At 56.4% G+C, this 21,095-nt stretch carries 15 protein-coding genes and 5 pseudogenes; 6 read left to right on the top strand and 14 right to left on the bottom strand.

All coding sequences use genetic code 11. From position 1 onward, the window contains the following. The first annotated feature begins 66 nt into the window (after positions 1–66). Both C5F75_RS26255 and C5F75_RS26260 read left to right on the top strand, forming a co-directional pair. Entirely contained in the window at positions 67–1,371 is a 1,305-nt protein-coding gene (locus tag C5F75_RS26255) for an MFS transporter (RefSeq protein ID WP_104012899.1), read from the top strand. Between the two features lie 255 nt (positions 1,372–1,626). Continuing rightward, complete coding sequence (locus tag C5F75_RS26260) at positions 1,627–2,865, top strand: porin (RefSeq protein ID WP_407641360.1); 1,239 nt, start codon at positions 1,627–1,629, stop codon at positions 2,863–2,865. Between the two features lie 302 nt (positions 2,866–3,167). Here C5F75_RS26260 and C5F75_RS26265 read toward each other — a convergent pair. The 14 genes and pseudogenes from C5F75_RS26265 to C5F75_RS26330 all read right to left on the bottom strand — a co-directional run. After that, positions 3,168–3,416: pseudogene (locus C5F75_RS26265) on the bottom strand (IS110 family transposase); the annotation flags it as partial. A gap of 8 nt (positions 3,417–3,424) precedes the next feature. Continuing rightward, a protein-coding gene (locus C5F75_RS26270; RefSeq protein ID WP_181035473.1) for an IS3 family transposase occupies positions 3,425–4,623 on the bottom strand; the annotation gives its coding sequence in 2 pieces (ribosomal slippage) (positions 3,425–4,308 and positions 4,308–4,623; 1,200 coding nt in all). A gap of 206 nt (positions 4,624–4,829) precedes the next feature. Next, positions 4,830–5,726 (bottom strand): LysR family transcriptional regulator, encoded by an 897-nt coding sequence (locus tag C5F75_RS26275; RefSeq protein WP_104012901.1) that lies wholly within the window; start codon positions 5,724–5,726, stop codon positions 4,830–4,832. A gap of 153 nt (positions 5,727–5,879) precedes the next feature. Further along, positions 5,880–6,804, bottom strand: a pseudogene (locus tag C5F75_RS26280) (integrase core domain-containing protein). Positions 6,805–6,957: 153 nt separating this feature from the next. Further along, complete coding sequence (locus tag C5F75_RS26285) at positions 6,958–8,307, bottom strand: methyl-accepting chemotaxis protein (protein WP_181035471.1); 1,350 nt, start codon at positions 8,305–8,307, stop codon at positions 6,958–6,960. A gap of 245 nt (positions 8,308–8,552) precedes the next feature. Next, positions 8,553–9,602, bottom strand: coding sequence for an XdhC family protein (locus C5F75_RS26290; RefSeq protein ID WP_104012903.1), 1,050 nt, complete (start codon positions 9,600–9,602; stop codon positions 8,553–8,555). Between the two features lie 106 nt (positions 9,603–9,708). Next, positions 9,709–10,896, bottom strand: coding sequence for a xanthine dehydrogenase family Fe-S subunit (locus C5F75_RS26295; protein WP_104012904.1), 1,188 nt, complete (start codon positions 10,894–10,896; stop codon positions 9,709–9,711). After that, positions 10,893–11,744, bottom strand: coding sequence for an FAD binding domain-containing protein (locus C5F75_RS26300; protein ID WP_104012905.1), 852 nt, complete (start codon positions 11,742–11,744; stop codon positions 10,893–10,895). Before C5F75_RS26300 ends, C5F75_RS26295 begins: the two co-directional genes overlap by 4 nt. Next, entirely contained in the window at positions 11,741–14,170 is a 2,430-nt protein-coding gene (locus C5F75_RS26305; protein WP_104012906.1) for a xanthine dehydrogenase family protein molybdopterin-binding subunit, read from the bottom strand. The genes C5F75_RS26300 and C5F75_RS26305 overlap by 4 nt, the downstream gene beginning before the upstream one ends. After that, a complete protein-coding gene (locus tag C5F75_RS26310; protein WP_104012907.1) occupies positions 14,154–14,825 on the bottom strand; it encodes an isochorismatase family protein in 672 nt (223 codons plus the stop codon). The genes C5F75_RS26305 and C5F75_RS26310 overlap by 17 nt, the downstream gene beginning before the upstream one ends. After that, positions 14,822–15,880, bottom strand: coding sequence for a M29 family metallopeptidase (locus tag C5F75_RS26315; protein WP_104012908.1), 1,059 nt, complete (start codon positions 15,878–15,880; stop codon positions 14,822–14,824). The genes C5F75_RS26310 and C5F75_RS26315 overlap by 4 nt, the downstream gene beginning before the upstream one ends. Positions 15,881–15,907: 27 nt before the next feature. Then, positions 15,908–16,732: an alpha/beta fold hydrolase gene (locus C5F75_RS26320; protein WP_104012909.1), complete on the bottom strand. Its 825-nt coding sequence runs from the start codon at positions 16,730–16,732 to the stop codon at positions 15,908–15,910. 24 nt (positions 16,733–16,756) lie between these two features. Then, positions 16,757–17,521: a maleate cis-trans isomerase family protein gene (locus C5F75_RS26325; protein ID WP_104012910.1), complete on the bottom strand. Its 765-nt coding sequence runs from the start codon at positions 17,519–17,521 to the stop codon at positions 16,757–16,759. 79 nt (positions 17,522–17,600) lie between these two features. Further along, positions 17,601–18,563 carry an amidohydrolase family protein gene (locus tag C5F75_RS26330; RefSeq protein ID WP_104012911.1) on the bottom strand — a complete coding sequence of 321 codons (963 nt, stop codon included), beginning with the start codon at positions 18,561–18,563 and terminating at the stop codon, positions 17,601–17,603. A gap of 327 nt (positions 18,564–18,890) precedes the next feature. On the opposite strand from C5F75_RS26330, the pseudogene C5F75_RS37695 reads away from it, so the two are divergent. The 4 genes and pseudogenes from C5F75_RS37695 to C5F75_RS26350 form a co-directional block, all read left to right on the top strand. After that, positions 18,891–19,013 (top strand): annotated as a pseudogene (locus C5F75_RS37695) (IS3 family transposase); the annotation flags it as partial. Next, positions 18,977–19,525 (top strand): annotated as a pseudogene (locus C5F75_RS26340) (transposase); the annotation flags it as partial. The pseudogenes C5F75_RS37695 and C5F75_RS26340, both read left to right, overlap by 37 nt. A gap of 161 nt (positions 19,526–19,686) precedes the next feature. Next, a pseudogene (locus C5F75_RS26345) lies at positions 19,687–20,045 on the top strand (IS30 family transposase); the annotation flags it as partial. A gap of 181 nt (positions 20,046–20,226) precedes the next feature. Beyond that, complete coding sequence (locus tag C5F75_RS26350; protein WP_104012913.1) at positions 20,227–20,745, top strand: MarR family winged helix-turn-helix transcriptional regulator; 519 nt, start codon at positions 20,227–20,229, stop codon at positions 20,743–20,745. Positions 20,746–21,095 lie beyond the last annotated feature (350 nt).

A 21,095-nucleotide genomic window follows, 5' to 3' on the forward strand; every position in this document is an offset into this window, starting at 1 on the left:
TGTAGGGGTAACTGCACAGTGAACGCGCGCCGGTCTGTTTTTCAACTCTAGAAATCAAGGTACATCATGGAAAATGGAGCGCAAAGCTTGAACAACAGGGCTGTGAGAAGGGGACTACTCTCACGCAAGGAGCAAAAGACACTGGCTTTGACAGCTGTCGGCGGCGCCCTCGAGTACTTCGACTTCATCGTCGCGGTGTTCTTTACCAAGATCCTCGCCAGCGTGTTCTTCCCGCCCAACATACCGTCGTGGTTGGCCCAACTCTCTGTATTCAGCATTTTTGCTGCGGGGTACCTTATTCGACCCGTCGGCGGACTGGTCTTCGCTCATTTTGGGGACAAGCTAGGCCGCAAGCGCATTTTCGCGCTGAGTCTGTTTCTCATGGTGTTGCCTACCTTTGTTATGGGTCTTCTTCCCAGCTACTACCAACTTGGCATCGCGTCACCCCTGCTCCTCCTGGTGTGCCGCGTTCTCCAGGGACTATCGGTTGGCGGCGAGGTACCTGGTGCGTTCATCTTCTGTTCCGAGCATGTGAAGCAAGACCGAATCGGCATTTCGTGTGGCTTCATCATGGCCGGAATCTGTTCGGGGATTCTGCTTGGCGCGCTGAGCGCGACATCACTAAACACCGCTCTTACGTCATCAGAGCTGGCCTCGTGGGGATGGCGTATCCCATTCATTGCAGGCGGATTCGCCGGATTTATTGCCGTCCACCTTCGTCGATATCTGCAGGAATCCCCGGTTTTCACTGCGTTACATGCCCACCAGTCGCAAGCGGCTCAGCTTCCGATTACGACGGTGCTCAAACAGCATCGGGCGACGGCCCTAACGGGGATGCTCGGAACATGGGTGTTCTCCGGCGTTTTCGTGGTGTTCTTTCTTTATTTGCCCACCTACCTGCAGACTCAATGGAAGGTTCCGGGAAAAACGGTGTTTGCGGCAAACTCGTGGTCTATCGTGCTGCTGATTGCGGGCTGCGTAGTGACGGGGGCGCTTGTTGACCGCCTCGGGTGGGCGAAAACATTCGCGTTGGGTGCGATCGGGACAGCTGTAACCCTTGTCATCTTTTTTCTCAATCTCATCAACGGACATCCTTCAGCGCTAAACTGGTACATAGTAACGGGATTCTTCATTGGGATGATCACTGTCGTGCCGTATCTCCTCGTCACAAGTTTTCCTGCTTCCGTTCGCTTTACAGGGTTCTCACTTTCATTTAATACGGCATATGCGATTTTTGGTGGTACCGCTCCTGTGCTGATGGCGGCGCTTGTCGGTGGCAAAGGACTAGTCAACGCACCCATCATCTACATCCTCGCTCTTTGCTTGCTGGCCCTAGTCATCTCCGTCGCCTGGAAAAAGCCGAAGTATTGAATGGCAACCTGATCGCACCTCGAAACACCGACGAGTCACGCAGAGACACAGCGTTGATTTAAGAATCCTACGCGACGCGTCGGAAAATTGTTTAGATAATCGATTCAAGCGATCGACGGTTTATACCAACTCTCACAAGGCAATCATGCCAAATACTCCATAAATAAGGAGTATATAATGTAAATATAAATAGTACAACAGAATAAAAATATGCAAAAAAATTAAAACCCACCTTTGATTATTGGAGATTTTACCGTGAAGGCGTTAAATAAGCTAGGACTATGCATTTTGCCAGCGTTGTGTGCTGTTTATGGGCAAGCCAAAGCTCAAAGCACCGTTGCACTTTATGGTGTCGTCGATATTGGCGTTACCTATGCCAACAACGTCCAGACCGGTCGGGTTGGAGGAGTCTTGAAAGGAGCTTCCCAGTACGCTGTTACTGACGCAACTGCAACCGGCCTGAGCGGAAGCCGCTGGGGCTTAAGAGGCACTGAAGATCTCGGTAGTGGGCTCAAGGCAATCTTCGTGCTTGAAAACGGCTTCTTCGCAAACAACGGCACCTTGGCTCAAGGCGGCGCAGAGTTCGGTCGACAGGCGTATGTCGGCTTGGGAAGCCAGTTTGGCACAGTGACGGTCGGCCGGCAATACGACCCGCTAGTCGACTATGTTCAGCAATTTGCTGCATCGGGCAGTTGGGCTGGCTACATGGGGTCACATCCGGACGATCTCGACAACCTGACGAACACCAACCGGATTAATAACTCCGTCAAATTCACAATTGCGAACTACCGCGGCTTTTCGGCCGGTGCTTTGTATAGCTTTGGTGGTGTGCCCGGACAGATTTCTCAAAACCAGATCTGGTCTCTGGGTGGAAGTTATACCGCGGGTGGTTTTGCAATCGCCGCAGGATATCTCAATGCCCGTGACCCAAACGTCTCCTTTTATGGTAATACGCCAAATAAAGGAATGAGCTCGGCCAACAACCTCGGATCCGTTGGCAGTGCGACGAGCGCTCAGGCGAACCCGGTTTTTGTGGGTTATGCATCTGCAAAAAGTCTTCAGATCGGCGGTTTGGGTACTTCGTACACTTTTGGGGGCGCCACGATTGGTCTGGTCGCAACCAATATACGCTTCGAAAATCTAGGTTCCTCTTCGGGTCCGAACCCACTCGGATATCATGGCGAAGCCATCTTCACAAGTATCGATATTAACGCCCGTTACCGAATGACCCCCGCTCTACTCCTCGGAGGATCATTTGACTACACGCGTCGTAGTTCAGTCAAGGGAGATGATGGCGCAAAATACCTCCAATTCAACATAGGGGCAGACTACAACCTTTCCAAGCGGACGGATCTCTATCTATTGACCGTCTACCAGCATGCCATCGGTACCGATTCACTCGGACAGGCAGCAGTGGCGTCGATTGCAGGCTTCGGTCCATCGGCGACATCTAATCAGGTCGGTGTCCGCCTTGGCATGCGCCACAAGTTTTAACCGTCACGTGTGACCTGAATGGGGATGGCTCTACTTGCGGAGCCGTCTCTGTCAATTCGACTGATGGCGGTGCATTGTTGAAATCAAAGGCAATGCTGGATGCGTGGCGCTGCGTGAGCGCTCCCCAGTAATCAGTGCCATGATGTAAGCGTGAACCGCCCCGGGGATCGTGGAGGCTGGTTGGTTTAAGTTAATACGGGGTCAGCGACAGCTGTTTCAAGTTGCCGATAGTAGTTTGCCTCAGCTTCGGCGGGCGGGATATAGCCGAGGGGTTCCATCAATCGATGATGATTGAACCAGGCCACCAGTTGCTCCCGTGCCCGATGCAGCGCCAGCATTGCTTGCTGCATTTCGGTCTTTACCGCAACTGCCTTGCCGGGCTGCTGCACAGCAAGCCAGATCGCTCGGGCATCCGCCGCGTCGTTCTTGTTGCGGATGTTGAATGCCTTCACGAATTCTCCTGGCATCAGCTTGACCTGATGCCCCATCTGCACCAGCTTGCATGCCCAGTGATGCGCTCCGCCGCATGCTTCCATTCCGATAAGGCAAGGGGACACCGTTAGGTTGATGACACCGCATTACGCCTGAACTCGCGAGGCGAGCGGTATTTCAGGGCTTTGTGCGGGTGGCGCTCATTGTAGTGTTCAAACGCGATAGCCAGACGCGAGAGCGCGGTTGGTGCGTCAGACTTGTCCATATAGGCGACGTAATCGTGCTTCATGGTCTTCACGAACGATTCGGCCATGCCATTGCTCTGCGGCGAACGGACCGGCGTGGTCAGCGGCTCAAGACCCAGTTCGCGAGCGAAGCTGCGCGTGCGGTGGTCGATGTAGGCCGAGCCGTTGTCCGTCAGCCATTCGATGGACTGCGCGGCCTGCGTGGTGCCGAAGCGCTGTTCGACGGCGGCCAACATCACGTCGCGCACCACATCACCGCTATGCCCGCCGGTCGTCGCTGCCCAGCTAATCGCCTCGCGGTCGCAGCAGTCCAACGCAAACGTCACGCGCAGCGGCGTACCATCGTCGCACCGGAACTCGAAGCCATCGGAGCACCAGCGGGTGTTGCTGCGGTCCACGGCAACGCGACCGTCATGCCGCCGCTTGTCTTGCCGCACGCCGGGGCGGCGCAGCAGCAACTGATGCTCCCGCATGACCCGATACACGCGCTTGACGTTGATGCACGGCGCACCGCTCTGCTCCCGACTGCGGCGCAGCAGCGCCCAGACACGCCGGTAGCCGTAGGTAGGAAGGTGCGTCACATGGGCCTGAATCTCCTCGACCAGCCCGGCATCATTGGTCACGCGGGCACGGCGACCATCGCGGCAGTCGGACGAGCGAGCTCGCTTCACTGCCACGGCAGAGCGCGCCACGCCGAGAACTTCGCAGACCGTCTTCATCGGTCGTCCCCCGGCAGCAAGGGCGAGCGCGCAATCAGGTTTTTTGAACGGCCCCATTCCACGGCTTCTTTCAGGATTTCGACCTCCAGCGTCTTCTTCCCGAGTAGCCGTTGCAGCTCCTTGATTTCCTTGATGGCGGCGGCCAGCTCAGATGCCGGCACAACGGTTTCACCTGCCTTCACCGCCGCCAGACTGCCTTCCTGGTATTGCTTGCGCCAGCCGAACACCTGGTTAGCATTGACGCCGTGCCGACGTGCAACGGCCGACACCGACGCTCCCGGCTCCAATGTTTCCTGCACGATGGCGATTTTTTCTTGCGCCGAGCGCCGACGACGGCGCTCCGGCTCGGTCAGAATTTCGATGCTTTCCACGTAATGACTAGGCTTACTGATAGGCACAAGACTATCCCTTATTTTAAGAGAGTCCTCGTGTCCTCAGATACGTGGGGCCGCTCCAGGTATTATGCCTGCTTGGTGCGTCGAAGTGGTGACCATTGGTAGCACGGGCCGCCGCGCCACCGTCGGTTCTTTTCCGGCGAAAAGACAAGGCAGGCGACTGCGATTCTGTGTTATCGATAAGATCCAGTTCCAACTGTCGCCTCGACGAACTGTATGAACGCACGAATTGCAGGCGCGACGAAGCGCCTGGTGGGAAAGACCGCGCACAAGTCGAGCTGATGTGTTTCCCAGTCCGGTAGCACGCTCGCAAGCGTCCCTTGTTGAATATCATCGGACACAAGAAACAGAGGTATCAGCGCAAGCCCCATGCCTGCTCGGGCCATTTGTCTGAGGGCAAGACTGTTGTTAGCCTCGAGGTGTCCGTTAACATGCACGGTTCGTAGCACATCACCCTGTTGGAAGCTCCAGCGACGGGGCGTGGACCTCAGGCCGTAAATCAGACACTCGCGCGTACTCAGTTCTCCGGGATCCAGAAGTTCACCATGTCTGCCCAGATATGCAGGCGATGCGACAAGAACATGCCTGATCTTTGCGATCCGACGAGCGACCATTGACGAGTCCACCAGATCCGCGATCCGCAAGGCGACGTCGACGTTGTCGCGGACAAGCTCTGCCTTAGTGTCGTCGAACCGGAGCTCGAGAGTAATCTGAGGATAGTTGGCATGAAAGCTGGGGAGTGCGGGAACAATGTGAGTCAGTCCAAAGCTCATCGGCAGGCTGACAACGAGCTTCCCGACGGGTTCGGTACGTAACGCACTCACTTCGCGTTCAGCTTCGTTTATGGTGTCAAGCCCTTCCTTCACCCGCTCGTAGAATCGTTTACCTGTCGCAGTAAGGGAAAGGCGGCGGGTAGTTCGCTGCAACAACCGGGTACCCAACCGGTCTTCGAGAGTGGCGATGCGGCGGCTAACAACTGACCGTACGACTCCAAGTCTCTCGGCCGCAGCAGCAAAGGAGCCAGCGTCCACCACTGAAACGAATACCGATACCGCACTTAAGTCTTCCATGTTTGTAAAACTCTCGCCCGTTGGTTCATATGGAGAGCCGCTGGCCGTGGCCAAGCGGTGGACTTACTCGTCCCTACCGTTTTAAAAGATTTTTAAGTCGAGCGTCCGAGCAGTCATACTGCCCATTTGATCGCTGGTGGCTTGCCCCAGGTTTTAGTCCGAACTGCAGTTAGAGTCCGAGGTTAAAAACTGCTGCTTTGCGTCGTGCGCCCGTGCGAACTGCGCAGGCGTCAGATAGCCGAGTGAACTATGAGGTCGCTCGGTGTTGTACTCGATACGCCATTCCTCAATCAGCCGCTTGGCGTGGTGCACTGAGACGAACCAGTGCTCGTTCAGACATTCATCGCGGAACCGCCCGTTGAAGCTCTCGATATAGGCATTTTCCACCGGCTTGCCAGGCCGAATGAACGACGGCGCGATACCGGCTTCGTAGGCCCATGCATCCAGCACCTTACCAGGGAACTCCGGCCCGTTGTCGACTGTGATGGATGCGGGTAAGCCTCGCATCTCCTTGAGCCGCTCGAGCACTTGCTGCACTCGTAGTGCCCGGCAATGAAGTATCGACCTCGATGGCCAAGCACGCTTGTGATCGGCGAAGCAGCCATCCCGCTGCAACAGCACATGAAGTAGCCGTATCGGCGCTTCTGCGCCGCGATGGCCAACATCCGGTCAGTCAGCGCTTCGTCGTCAACCCGGCGCCGTGATTCGTAGCGGAACAGCCAGCGCGAAATCCCTACCAGCCCGCAGGCCCGGGTAACACCCATGGCACGTTCGGTCATCAAGATTCGGACCGCTTCGCGCCTGGCCTGCGGGCTTGCTACTTTCGAGCCAGCAGGTCCTTCAACGCGGCATTGTCGAGCGTCGATTCGGCCAACAGGCGCTTGAGCCTGTTCTTCTCCTGCTCCAGTTCCTTCAGGCGCTGCGCTTCGGAGACCGTCATCCCGCCGAACTTCGCTTTTTAGTTGTAGTAGGTCGCTTCCGAGATTCCGTACTTGCGGCACAGCTCCGCCGGCTTCAGGCCAGCCTCGGCTTCCTTCAAGATGCCGATGATTTGCTCTTCGGTGAATCGCTTCTTCATTGCCGTTCCTCTCCTGAACGGACTCTACACCGTCACCGGACTAAGCGCGGGGAGCCGGTCAAAACCACACAAATGCGGTCTTCGTACGAGTACACAGACTACCTCCGGGGAGTCCAGGATTTCGTCCACCACACCGCGGATTACGACTGCAAATCAACAACCGGACGAACTTCCAAAGCCGTTCAGCCTAAAAAATCCACAGCTAGCGAGGAGATGCTCCCCTTCGAGAAAAGTGACATACGAAACCTTGTCGCTCTTCATGCCGCTCTCAGGATGCTCGATTTGAAACTCTACCCATCCTCCACCCGCGCCCGCCACAGATCGAGCTTCCCTGAGGTACCTAGTTGCGTCGAATCCCGGCATGACTTTCATGTTCTTGCCAATCAGATCATGACGAGGGGCGAAGCTTAGATATTTGCCGTCGAGATCACTCACAATAACGTAGAGGTCGCGATCTACAAATTCACCGTCAGGGTCATTGAAATCGTGAAGCGCTTTCATTCTCCCAGCGGAGTGCCAATGTTTTACTGCTGCGGCCACAAGTGCATAGGCTTCGTCCGCCGTACCCTGCTGAAGCCGCGCGTGCGCGGTTGAACCGGTGAGCGTCGAAGCTTTCTGCTTTAACAGCCTCGAAGCTCGGGCCATGTCCTCCGCCAGCTGAGCGTTCTGCTGTGTCGTCGCATCAATTTGATGAACCGCTTTCGATAGATCGCGTAACGCGCGCTCCTGCTCTAGTGAGTGCTCGGAAATTGCAGTGGTCCTCGCCGTGAGCCTCTGAACACTCGAAAGGATGTCGTCTATTTCTTGCGCTGCGTCCAAAGAGCTCGCAACTCCCTTTGACACTTCTTGATCCGCCCTTACGATAGCAGCACGAACCTCCTTCGCGGATTCAGCGCATCGGGCGGCAAGTGACCGGATTTCAGTGGCGATCACGTTAAAGCCCCGGCCTGCGTTTCCGGCGCGTGCGGCTTCTACAGCGGCGTTTGACGCAAGAAGACTGGTTTGACTGGTGATGGAATCGATCACCGTTACCAAGGCGCCGACTTGTCGTGACGCTTCTTTGATCGCGCTCAGACGGGCGCTCGATTCTGCCATCATCGTTCTTCCGTGCGCTGCAGACGCTTCGATGCGGCTCGATGCGAAAGCGATGTCCTGCAAATCGAAAGCACTGCGTTGTACGGATTCACTGAGTCGCTCAACCGTAGACGACGTTTCCTCCAGCGCCACTGCCTGCTGCTCCGTTCGGGCCGACAATTTCTCCGCCCTGCTGAACAAGGAATCACCTTCTAGCGAAATAACGATGCTTTCGCTCTTGACCTGCGCAATCATGGCCGACATCTTCTTTCGTACGTCGTTAAACGCACGGTGGATGCTGTCGTGCGCGATCTCCCTCGTCGCTCCGTCAGGCTGACGAAAGTTAGCCTCTCCGAGCGCCGCCAGTTCTTGCATAACGTGCCTAGAGAGGCGCACATTCGAGAGCTTTGCTGCCAGCCACCAACTCAAGAGTCCTATCGATAACAAGGATAGGCCAAACCGCAACCAGTTCATTGTCGTGTTCCTGGAGAATTCCGGGGCCAGCCCCATCTCTCATATTTCGATTTTAGTACGGGAATTCAACGGTCGTCGCTTTCGAAACCGTCGAAAATCTATTTTTGCCTTGCAGGCTCCCATTACAGCCTGATGCTTTAAGCGACGTGGCTTCTGGCTCGCTTTTGTGCCTTTGATCGAATGTGGAAAGAATATTCAGGCTATGTTTTCCGACAAAAGTCGCCTACACCCTCTTTATCCGCGTCCTCGCTTTCCGCACGCTTCGCGTTCCCAACCATCTGTTCGGGATGCACCACCACGCCGTTCTTCGCAGCAAGCACTTCAGCCATCAGGCTGACGGCAATTTCGGCAGGCGTTTTGCTACCGATGTAGATACCAACTGGGCTATGGAGTCCAGCTATGGATTCCTCTGTGAAATCGAAATGCTCCCTAAGCCTCATTTCACGGGCCTTGGCGTTACCACGTGACCCTATCGCCCCTACATAGAACGCTGGACTGTGCAAAGCCTCGAGAAGTGCCATGTCATCGAGCTTCGGATCGTGCGTAAGTGCGATAACACATGTCCTACGGTCCGGCTTGAGAGCAACTACCGCCTCATCGGGCATCTCCCTTGTAACCTGGACTCCAATTCGTTCTAGAGCAGTGACCTGGTATTCCGTCCGCGGATCACAGACGACCACCGAAAATCCGCAGGTGATCGCGATCGCCGCAACATAGTCTGTCATCTGCGTCGCACCGATCAGAAGCATGCGATAGCTCGGACCGAAGACGTTATGCAACGTTGAGGCACCCATCCGGAAGCCGGCCGACCGTGGTGGCAAGACAAGGCGGCTCTTACCGTCCGGCAAATAGACGACCCGTTCGACCAAAAATCCCGCATCGAGGAGGCTGACCAACGTTGAGAGTTCTTCTGGCGGCGGATCAAACTCGAGCGTGAGTTCGAGCGTTCCACCGCAGGGCAGCCCGAACCTGTATGCCTCGTCTGCAGTAACGCCATACACCACTTGTTCGGTTCCAGAGCGCGGCAGTGTCCCACCGCCAACGGCCGAATACCTCTGAATGAGGTCATCCTCGATGCAGCCACCTGAAACCGAGCCTACGATCTCACCGTGTTCCGCGAGCCCCATGATCGATCCAACGGGGCGCGGTGATGACCCCCAAGTCCGGGTGACGGTTGCAATCATGCATCGATGACCTGAAGTCCGCCATTCAAGGACCCGCCTTAATACGACAACATCAATATTTTCCATGGTTAGTCTGCGCAATGAGGATGCCGCAGCCATCAACGCGATTCACCTATGGGAACATCGCTTTTGCTACGACACGCGATGACCGCTGTCTCGGCGAAACCGACCGTCAGTCGCGCCGGAAGATGCCCTTGATCCGCTCCCAAATAAGGGCCAGGAAAACGCCGACCGGGTTGCTCTTTTGCGGCGTCAAGTTTTGTCGCTGTGCCTCAGACAGACTGGGATCCATTCGGCGCTCGACGTTTCGTCCAAAGTCCACAATCATGCGCTTAACAAAGTCCCGCACGAGGCCGGACCGCGAAAACTGAGCGAGCGGACCCTGCAACGAATACTGTAGGTCCACGTGTACCCTTGTCCCGCCGGAAGCCCTTTCCTCAACGGTATAAGCGACATTACCAGCAGCACGGGAATTGCTGAGGCTGTCTTTCCCCGCCCCCTTCAGGACCCCTTTACGGGCCGCAAAGTCCTGCTCAAGCCGCGCGGTGCCGTTGAAGCGCGCCGACATGGGTCCAAACTTGATTGCAACAAACCCTTCGACTCGCTCTGGCGCCTCATTGGTTAGCGTTGCCCCTGGAAGGCACGCGGCAACCTCCTTCAGTCTGAGCATGAAGTTCCACACTTCGTCTGCTTTATAAGACAGATCGAAGCTTGCTTCGACGCGTGACCACCCTTCCCGGTCCGCCTCTCGGTCAACCTCACCACCGGGACGCGTGGCAACGTCAGCTCTTTCTACTGGCAGGGAGATAGGGTCAACTTGGAAAGTGGGAAATTCGCCACCCGCTGCCTTTAGCGGTGTCGGGGAACCATACCGGTCGCCGCTGGAGGCTCCCGGTCGTCTGCGTGCCTCGATCACGGAGCGTATCGCCTGCACTATGCCCATATAACCCGTGCATCTGCAGATATTTCCGGAAAGCTCCTTACGGATGACCTCCTCATCTGCATCGGGAAGTCTGGTGACAATATCTCGAGCTGTCGCAAGCATACCGGGCGTGCAGAAACCGCACTGCAAACCATGGTACTTCGTGAAAGCGTCACGTAGATCCGTCATCAGCATGTCATCGTCATAACCTTCGATAGTAGTGACGCTCCGCCCGTTGCATGAAGCCGCGAAGGTGATGCATGAGCGAGCCGGCTTACCGTCGACCAGGACTGTACACGCACCGCACACGCCATGCTCGCATCCCAGATGAGTACCCGTGAGACGCTCATGGTCTCGCAGAAAGTCAGCGAGATGAGTGCGATCAGAACACTGGACGGCAACCGGCCGTCCATTGACTGTCAAAGTTACATTGCTCATGCCGGTATCACCTCGCAAAATTGTTCGAGCGTTTGCCTAACCACCGTCGCAATCAGTCGATGGTCTGCACCATCCCGATCGCGGGCCGCATTATGTACGGCGGTTGTCAGCGCTTCTTTAAACGAGCTGCTCCGGAGCCAATCCGATCCTTCAGCAGCAAAACGTGTCGTCAGCTCACGAAGTACGCAAGGCGCGCCATCCAACGCACCCAGGACAATCCGTCCAAATCGACGTTCGGGATCCATCCACACCGCACAACTAGCCTCTGCAAACTCGCCAGTCTTACGACAGAATTTGCGGTATGCCCACCTGGTCGAAGCCAACTCACGTGGTACGGAGATTGTCGTGACGATCTCGCCTTCCCGGAGAGCGGTCGTGTACGCCCCTAACATGAAATCATCCATCGCTACTTGGCGCTTGCCTTTGCTGGACACGAGCGTAAGCTGGGCTCCAAGGGCCGTACATACGACCACCCAGTCCGCAGCCGGGTCAGCGTGGGCAAGACTTCCCCCGATCGTTCCTCTGGTTCGAACCGCACGATAGGCAATGTCTTGCGCTACTGTTTGCATCAGCCCACCGCGCAACTCAGGAAAGACCCCATCCTCGATTTCAGCATGCGTGACAGCGGCCCCAATGTGCACAGATGCGTCATCGCTCGATACGCACCGCAGTTCCGGCAGCCTTGACACATCAATGACTTTCGCAGGTCTGACCAGACGCATGTTGAGCATCGGCCCCATCGACTGGCTCCCGCCCATGATCTTCGCGGCATCGGCGTCCTCATCGAGTACTTCGCAAGCCTTCTGCAATGAGACGGGCGCATGATATTCAAAAGCTACTGGTTTCACACGTCCTCCTTACTTCCGGTAACGCGCCCCTCTCCATCTCGGTCCGTATTGTGCTGCACAATCGCATGCAGAATCCGGTGAGGCGTCATCGGCGTTTCGAGAAGTTCGACGCCAATATCCGCAAGCGCATCGTTGATCGCATTGCAAATTACTGCCGGTGGCGCAATAGCGCCCCCCTCCCCCATTCCCTTCGCGCCAAATTCAGTATGCGGTGACGGTGTCTCGAAATGGTGAATCCGCAAATTCGGAACCTCCGTTGAACCCGGCAGGATGTAGTCGGCAAGGGTAGACGCAAGGGGTTGTCCGTTCCCGTCGTACGGCATCTCTTCGTAAAGTGCCGTGCCGATGCCTTGCGCCACGCCGCCGAAGGTCTGACCTTCTACGATCATGGGATTAATCATCGTTCCGCAATCCTCCACGATCACATAGTCGAGAATCTCGACGTGCCCTGTTCCCGTGTCCACCTCGACGGCAACGGCATGAGAGGCATAGGTAAATGAGCCGGTGTCGACAGCCGGCTTGAATCCCATTGTTGTTTCGAGCCCGGCCGCGTCGACGTCCGGCGGAAGCAGATGCGGGTTTACGTACCACGCGTCTGCGATATCTGCGACCGTCAGCGATCGCTCGCCATTCGCCGCATTTGCTATCACTGCACCATTTTCGAAGCGCACCTCGGATTCCAGCACACCAAGCATATGCGCACCGATCTTTGCAAGACGCGGCAAAAGCGTCTTGCACGCGCGCGATACTGCGCCTCCCGACATGACCAACGAGCGCGACGCGTATGTCCCCGTGGAAAACGGAGTCAACGCCGTGTCTCCGTGAATAAGCTTAATTCGCGCAATATCGACGCCGAGGATTTCATGCGCGATCTGTGCAAATGTAGTTTCCATCCCCTGTCCATGCGAATGGATGCCCGCTCGAATTTCAAGGCCACCGTCAGGCGTGATCCGTACAGTCGCCGAATCAAAACCCGGTATAACGGGCGTGCCCCAAGTAGCAAAAACGGACGTGCCGTGGGCGGACTGTTCGGTATACGTTGCAAAGCCAATCCCAATTCGCTTCTGGTGACCGCTTCTAGCGCTTTCCTGCTGACGGCGTCGCCATTTCTCGAAGCCGATCATTTCCATCGCCTTTCGCAGACTCTCGGGGTAGTCCCCGCCGTCATAGTGCTTGTTGGCCACGTTCACGTACGGCATCTGGGACGGTTGCACAAGGTTTTCCATGCGCACCTCCCAAGGTTCGCGACCAACCTGCCGGGCAATTGCATCGATCAGAAGCTCAATCGCAAAACAGACGCCTGTACGCGCCACGCCGCGGTAAGGAACAAAACCGGGCTTGTTGGTAGCCATACATTCCGTTACGCACCGGTATCCGTCAAATGCGTATGGACCGGGCAGATTGCCGATAGCCTGCCCAGGCTCAAGTCCGATCGTAAATGGCCAGACAGAATATGCCCCTCCGTCAATGACGATGTTCGCGTCAAGCGCTAGCAAGCGGCCCTTTCTGTCTGCAAACGCAGTTAGCTCGTAATGATGCTCTCGGGAGTTCGCGCCGGCGACAAGGTGTTCGCGACGATCCTCTATAAAGCGGAAAGGGAGTTTGAAGGTCATCGCCAGCCACGCGATACACACTTCCTCCTGCTGTAGTACGCACTTGTAGCCAAATGCTCCGCCCACATCTGGGGAAATGACCCGTATTCTTTCCTGGTCAAGTCCAAGACAGATAGACAAGCCCGTGCGGATCATATGCGGAACCTGGGTCGCGCTATAGACAATGAGCTGATCGAATTGATGGTCCCAATAGGCAAGTACAGCCTTTCCCTCCATCGGCACCATACATTGCCGTGCGAGCCCGATGGTCCGCTTGACCACTACCGGTGCGCCCTTGCTCAATTCCTCGAAGCTCTTATCCGTGCGGAGCGTCAGAAAGTGATTATCCGGCCAGTCATCGTGCACGCGGTTGCTTGCTGCGTGTTGCTTCGCCGCGGTGATATTGGGAATCGAGGGAAGGTCTTCGATGTGAACGGATACGGTTTCAAGCAGATCCTCCGCCTCGGCACGAGTCGGGGCAAAGCACATTGCCATTGGTTCGCCCACAAACCGGACCTTTCCAGATGCAAGCACGGGCTGGCTCGAATCCCTGTAGCTCGGCACCTTAGACGCGGCCGTGATGTCTTGGATCCCATGCAGATCGGCACGGAAAAAAGTGCGACTGGCGAATCGCTCATCCTTGCTGATAGAGGTGATACGCCCATGAGCAACAGGACTACGAAGGAATGCAACTTCCTGAAGACCCGGAAATGTCATGTCCGCAACGAACCGTCCCTTTCCAAACAGATGCCGTGCGTCTTCCTTGCGCGGCACACGTGCACCGACACCTTGCCCTGCCTTCTCACGATGCTCGTTTTCATTCATGGCGCTCATTCCTTCCGGTCATCGCCAGCACCTCTGCCAGTGGCGCAACCGACGCATATTTCTGATGCATGTCAAACAGATTGGCCTCGTGGGGGCCTAGAGCCCGATCACCGACGCAGTCTGCGACAACAAAAGGCCTAAAACCGTATTGCATTGCATCAACGACGCTCGCCCTGACGCACCCGCTTGTGACCGCACCCGCCACCAGGAGCGTTCTGACGCCGCGCTGCGTAAGCCAAGCTGCGAGTGGCGTGCCAAAGAAGGCCGAGGGAACGTTTTTTCGCACGACCAGTTCGCCTTTGCGAGGGGCGAGTTGGGCGACAATCGCGCTTTCCTGCGCCTGTTCAGTCAACCTCAACATCCCGGGGACCTTTGCAGAGAACACGTTCGCGTCAGATCCGTCATCTGCATAAACGATACGCGAATGCGCGACGAACCAATCGCGATCCCGGGCATGTGCCAGAAGCTTTTGCGTATTTGAAATCGCTTGCGGAATGTTACCCCCGCCAAAGACATCGGGATCGGCGAAACCATTCACGAAGTCAATGATCAACAGCCCAAACGGAGCCTGCGGCACAAGCGAGGCACCGAACCCCTGTCGGTCGTACACATGTTGTTCGCGTTCGGCCGAAAGCCGTCCAACAGCATGAATATCCTTTGTCATTGTGCAACTCCTACATTCTTCGCGTAATCCTGAACCACACCTGCCAGTACAACTGGACTTCCATCAAGGTAGACATTGCAGTTGCGCATCGGGATATCGATATGGCACGCTGTCGTGCGGTCCCCGCCGGCCTCGTTGTTCGGCCCCATAGACCAGAGGAAATTGCCTTCAAAAGCGCGGGCGTCCATGCCGATGGTGGATTCCTTGTTGTAATGCGCAAGCATCGCCCACTGTGCGCGTGGCTGCAAACCCCACCCAATATGAGAGACCGCATATGCTTCGGGATCATCGTAAGAGCGCATGTAACTCTTCAGGATGTGTGCCTGCACTCCCCCCTCGATCTTGGTCACATAGCCGTCAGTCACCGTGAGCTCGATAGGCTCTTGCACATAGTCTTTCAACGGAAGCAGAATGTCACCCCGATCAAGCACCACAATGCCATTGCTGCGTCTTTCATTGGGCCACGTCAGGACGAACCCACTTGGCCAGTGATCCCAACGTCCCGGTTCGTCGACAAACCCGTATTCTGAAATGGCCGGGAATTCCCCAAGCGAGCAGCGGAGATTGGTCCCTGCGGCGCTCGTGATGTGCATCTCGTCGGCGGCCTTGATGAGTTCTGCCGCTTTTGTAACCCGTTCGCGATCCCTTGCGGTCGGGACCAAGCGACAAAGCACCTCCGGCGGCTCAACGGCCAGCAGGATTTTGGTACCCGTTTTGAGAATATCGTGCTGCTCGGGAGAGAAGAGAAGGGTCATCAGGTCGACGACGAGATCGCTTGCCTTCAGTGCGGCAATAGCCGCAGCGTTACCAGTCAGCGGCGTTGTGCCCAGATACGCGAGGGCGTCCCTGCTCAGCGACTTCTCTCCATTCACCGACGGCAGTTCCACCCGAGTGACCGATGCGCCTAGCTCAGTCAGTGCATTAACCGCAGTTCTGAGGGTCTGCGGATGCGTGTCGGCGCCGGTCAACACCGTCACCGTCTCTCCGCTGCGTACGTTCGAAAGCGTGAGGACTTGGCGCCACGCTTCGGTCAGTTCATGATCAGTTACCGACATTTCCGGCCTCTCCTTACAGCTTCTTGCTCAACCAAGTGAATCTCCGAGGAATTGTCCGAAAGCCCGATAGAAGCCCTCTTCGTTATCCCACGGGATCATGTGACCTGCATCGCTGACCCGAATGTGCTCCAAATCCGGAATCATCGCCCTGATTTCCGCGACGTCTGCGTCATTCACAACATCGCCCCTCTCTGCGGTCACTAAGAGGACGTTTTGCTTGATGGAGTTGAAATTCGAATGTATGTCGTCAACGTGAAATCCTTCAAAACTTGTGACGACTGCCCGCTCGTCACAGGTATGCAGCCATTCGGCACGGAGACTCAACTGTTTCTCTGTCCAGGTTGGGCAGAATTCGCGCATCTGGTCAATAGACATTCCACGACGAGAAAGGCGGATTGAATCCACATACCAGGCAAGGTTCGATGGATACGGCCGACGACCGGGGCCTGACATAGGGGGATCAACTAGAACCAGCCGTGAAAGCCCTTCGGGAGAGGATGCCGCAGCGCGAACGGCAATGCGCGCTCCCATGGAGTGACCGACCCAGCTATATCGCGTCAAATCCAACGCCTCGCAAAAAGCGATAAGGTCGGCGGCCTGAGCGTCAAGGCTGTAATCCAGCGACGGGCCAGCCTCCGATAGGCCCCTGCCGCGTACGTCCAGTACATAGGTGTCGAAGTATTGTCCAAACCGTTCGCCTACAAAGGCCCAAGTAACCGCGGGACTCGTAATACCTGGGATAATGACCACTGCATCTCGATCCCCACGCGACTCGGACTGTCGACCGTATCGCAGAAAGTGCTGGCGAATGCCGTTTGCCTGCACGTTCGCACCATAGAGAAATGTGCTCATACAAAGCTCCGTAATCTCGCCCGGCTACAGATACGGGTATGCCCCCGACAGGAGCGCACCTGCACCCGGTACGATTGGGTCAAGTTTGAGTTCCTTCAGGATTGAATACGTGGTCGCGATGGCTGCCGTTATCACCGGCTTACCGGTTTGCGCCTCCACCATTGGCACCACCGGCAACGAGGGCATCTGCACACATGCTGATAGGACGATCACGTCGGCATCAGCGACATTCATGTTCGATACGATCTCCGGCAGCTTGAAGGGGTCATGGCGGGCTACATCCAGGTTGTCCGGGATCTCAAGGGCGCGCCAAGCCACTATTTCTAACCCCTCGTTGGCAATGTAGTCGACGACCAGTTGCGTCAGAGGCAACATGTAAGGCGCGACGATCGCAACCTTTTTGGCATTCATAATCTTGAGTGCTTCAACAAGCGCCCCGGCACTCGTAATAACAGGAGCCGTCGCTCCGTTTTCGGCGGTTCGATCCGTCAGTCGCTTCTGCGAAACACGGTGATAGCCTAGCCCCATTGCCATGATTGCAACCAGACAGGCGTAACCGAGCACATCGACTTTGGCGTCACTAAGCTCCAGTGCACAGCGGTCGCTTTCCGCGTCCATCGCGGCGAGCTCATCCTTTTGCACCGTCTTCATCCTCATTCGGCTCGAATGAAAAGTGAATCGATCCTCGGGCCTGACCTGTGAGTGCGCAAGCAGCATTGCTGGCACTTCAGTCTCCATGGTCGTGTTCGAACTCGGCACGATCTGGCCAATACGGTAAATTTTCGACATCAGGCTCTCCTGGGTAGGCTATCAGTTGGGTACTCAATGATTCCGCGAACGCATTACGGAAGCAGCGCGAACCCGCGCTTCAAAGCTTTAGTAGCCGCTTCGCGTTTCCGTTACACACTTTCTGCAGTGTTTCGCTATTAAGTGGTGCCTCTTCGATAAATCGTGCGGCAATTTCTGACGACTCATATGGATAGTCGACTGAAAACATGACTGCGTCGGCCCCAAGCTCTGCGATGGCACCACTGAGAGCAGCATGCGAGCACACGCCGGCAGTAGTGATTACGATATTTGTTCCGATGTATTCCGACGGCGCGCGCTCCAGGCGAATTCCATTCGGATACGCGGCGAAACGGCTGTCCATGCGCCACCGCTGAAAAGGGAGGCCCTCACCCATGTGACCCAGGATGACCTTCAGGCGTGGAAATCGGTCGAACACGCCGCCGAAAATCAGCCGCAGCGCGTGGGTAGCGGTTTCAACGCCCCAGCCCCATATTGCACCGCTCAGTTCTGGATGCCCAGAGAACGCCAATGATCCGCCTTTGGCGTCCGTCGGATGGAGGTAGAGAGGTACATCAAGTTGCTCCAAAGCCGACCATACAACGTCGTATGCTGGATCGTCGTAGTACGTGCCGTGCGAGTGTCCGTTGACGAGCGCCCCCTTCATGCCGAGAACGGTAACGGCTCGCTGGAGTTCACTAACCGCATCACGAGGCGATTGCATTGGCAACGCAGCGAAGCCAGCATATCGGTCAGGGCGGCGAGCCACTTTCTCGGCCAAGTAATCATTACTGACCATGGCCATTTCGATCGCTTTGGGTCGATCGGACTCTCCTTGAATGGCTGGCCCGGTTTGGGACAGCACCGAAAGTTCGATGCCTGCACGGTCCATCGCAGATAGTCGCGCATCGTCAAAGTCACCCAGATCTGCCGCAAGCTGGCGCGCAACGGCGTCGGGCATCAAACTCGTGAACGAGCGGGAATAGTGCTCAAAGCCTGGCGTCATGAAATGCTCTTCCAGTGCTATCTTCGAAATCTTTGCCATCAGCAGGTGCCCTTTCTGTAGATGATCAGCATACTGAACGTTATGCCGTAATCTTGATCACAAGAGACAATAGGTGGGTGCTTCAGCTCTCAAGAGCTGAGGTCGCTATCCGGGTCAGATTGTCATCCTCAGTCATTTTGCGCAGCATACTGATCATTATACTCAGCGTACTGACGAAACAAAAAAATTTTCGACTAAGGGTTTACCCGCCCAGCAGTGCTCATGATCCAAGCCTCTGTCGCCCGGCTTGATCGCTGGCGGGCCATCACTAATAGGCCTCGGCTGCTATATCCCAAGGCTGTCCAAAATCGAGACCGACAACGGTTCGGCTACACGGCCGACGACATGCGCCTGTTCGCAGTGGCCATCGGCCTGAAGCCATTGACCACGCCGGTGTGCAGCCCGCAAAGTAACGGGATAAGCGACGCAGCAACGACACTCATGAATCGAGCACCGATCCGGACGCGCGCCTGTTCAGAAAGGGGCGGCAAAGCGGAGCCATCCTTTGTTATCAGAGGCACGTCCTGATGGAGATCCGATCGGGCTTGGTGGTCGGCGCAGTGGTCAGCCACGCTGATGGTTTCGGCGAGCGCGCGACTGCGTTGCGCCTGCTCGATTGCGTGCCGGGTCGTCACGCCAAGACTCTCGGCGCCGACAAGGGCTATGACATGCGGGACTGGTGCGCGCAAGGTGACGCCGCACGTCGCACGCAACGACGCGCATCAAGGCGGCAGCGCGATCGACGGCCGTACCTCGCGGCACGCCGGCTATGGCATCAGCCAAGTGATTCGCAAACGCATCGAAGAGCACTTCGGCTGGGCAAAACCGTCGGCAGGATTCGACAGACCGCGTATCGCGGCCTCAAACGGGTCGACCAGCACTTCAAGCTGACGATGCTGGCGAGCAATCTGACTCGAATGGCGCGAATGCTGACGGTGGTGCCGCAAGGAGTAACGCAATGAGCCGCCCAAGCGCGGTCGTCGCACGGCAACGCGCCGGCTGGAGCGCTCGCGAACGGTCCAGCTTCGGCGAATCGTTGGCAACTCGGCAGTCAAGCGCATACGAAATCCGTTTAAACAGCACCCCGATCATCAAAGCAAGGCGCTTTTCAACAGCCTGCCAGGACGCACCGCAGGGGTTCACGCGCCAGATGAAGAAGCTCCCGGGCTTTCTGCGTGAGAACCTGACGTACGATCGTGGATTGGAAATGACTTGCCATGTCGAGTTGACTGAACGACTGAATCTGGACATCTGGTTCGCAGATCCCTACGCTCCTTGGCAACGGGGCAGCACCGAAAATACCAATGGCCTGCTGCGCCAGTTTCTGCCCAAAGGTGCCGACCTGTCAGGCGTCACCCAGATCCAATCGTACGACATTGCCAAACTGAGGAACGGCCGCCCTCGCCAAACCCTCCACTGGAAAACCCTGAAGAGGCTATGGCGATGGAATTGGCTGCCGCCGGAATGACTAAACGTTGCACTTGCTCCTTGAGACCGCCCTGTGTATCGCATAAAATAGTACGTATGCTGTACAATCCAAACCTCGGCGTATCGATTCTGCGGTCTTGCCATTGATGGATTCGCGCCTCCACAGGGATGCGTTAAGCATGACACTAATATCCATGACATCGTTGGCCCCCTACTGGATAGGGCTGGAATAGAAATGACTCTTGCTCGAAAGACAAAGCCGACCGACGTTAGCGCGGCGGCCGTTGATCAGGACCCTGCGAAAGAGGAGCTTTGGTCTCGCCCAGGCTATCTGGTCCGTCGACTCAATCAGATTCATTACGCGATGTTTCAGGAAGAGTGCGGTCATGAAAACGTGACACCCGTGCAGTACGGAATTCTGACCGCATTGTCATTGAGGCCCGGCATCGATCAGACCGAAATTGGGATGGAACTCGGACTTGACCGCACAACAACGGCTGACGTGGTGAAACGCCTTGAGGACAAGGGGTTCGTGCGTCGTCGTGTAAATCCAGAGGACCGGCGGTCAAGACAGGCATTTATTACGCCTGAGGGTCTAAAGGTAATGAACCGCCTCTACGGCGGGATGGTAGCCGCGTCCGATCGGATGCTGGCCTCTTTATCGACATCAGACCGTCGGAAGTTTGTTGAGCTTTTGACTTCAGTAGTCAATGCGAACGATCAGTACGGCCGCGCAACAATTCGCGGCCTGTAGCAAGCCACTGTCGGTATCTTGCATTAACTCCCGAGAGCCTCGCCGTCAGCATCCAGCGGTGTGAGGAGTTCTTCGCGAGCGTAGACCGAAATAAAGTCGTCACCGTTCGGTCAACTTCCGCCCCACACCGTTGCATCGCCGACAGCCCCTGTCGCGCGATGTGCTAAACCCGAGTTTGAACACGCGTCGGGCTATAGTGATAAGGTGAGTTCCCTCGGTATTTCGCCTTCCAACGGTCCCGAGTTATGCCGCGGCGCCCTTGGTCTGCTGAGATTTGATCCAGTCCCGAAGGAACCGCTCCGGAGAAACAAAGCCGAGCGACGAATGACGACGACTGCGGTTGTAAAACA

It is taken from the genome of Burkholderia anthinoferrum (genome assembly GCF_002925705.1).
GTDB lineage: Bacteria > Pseudomonadota > Gammaproteobacteria > Burkholderiales > Burkholderiaceae > Burkholderia > Burkholderia semiarida.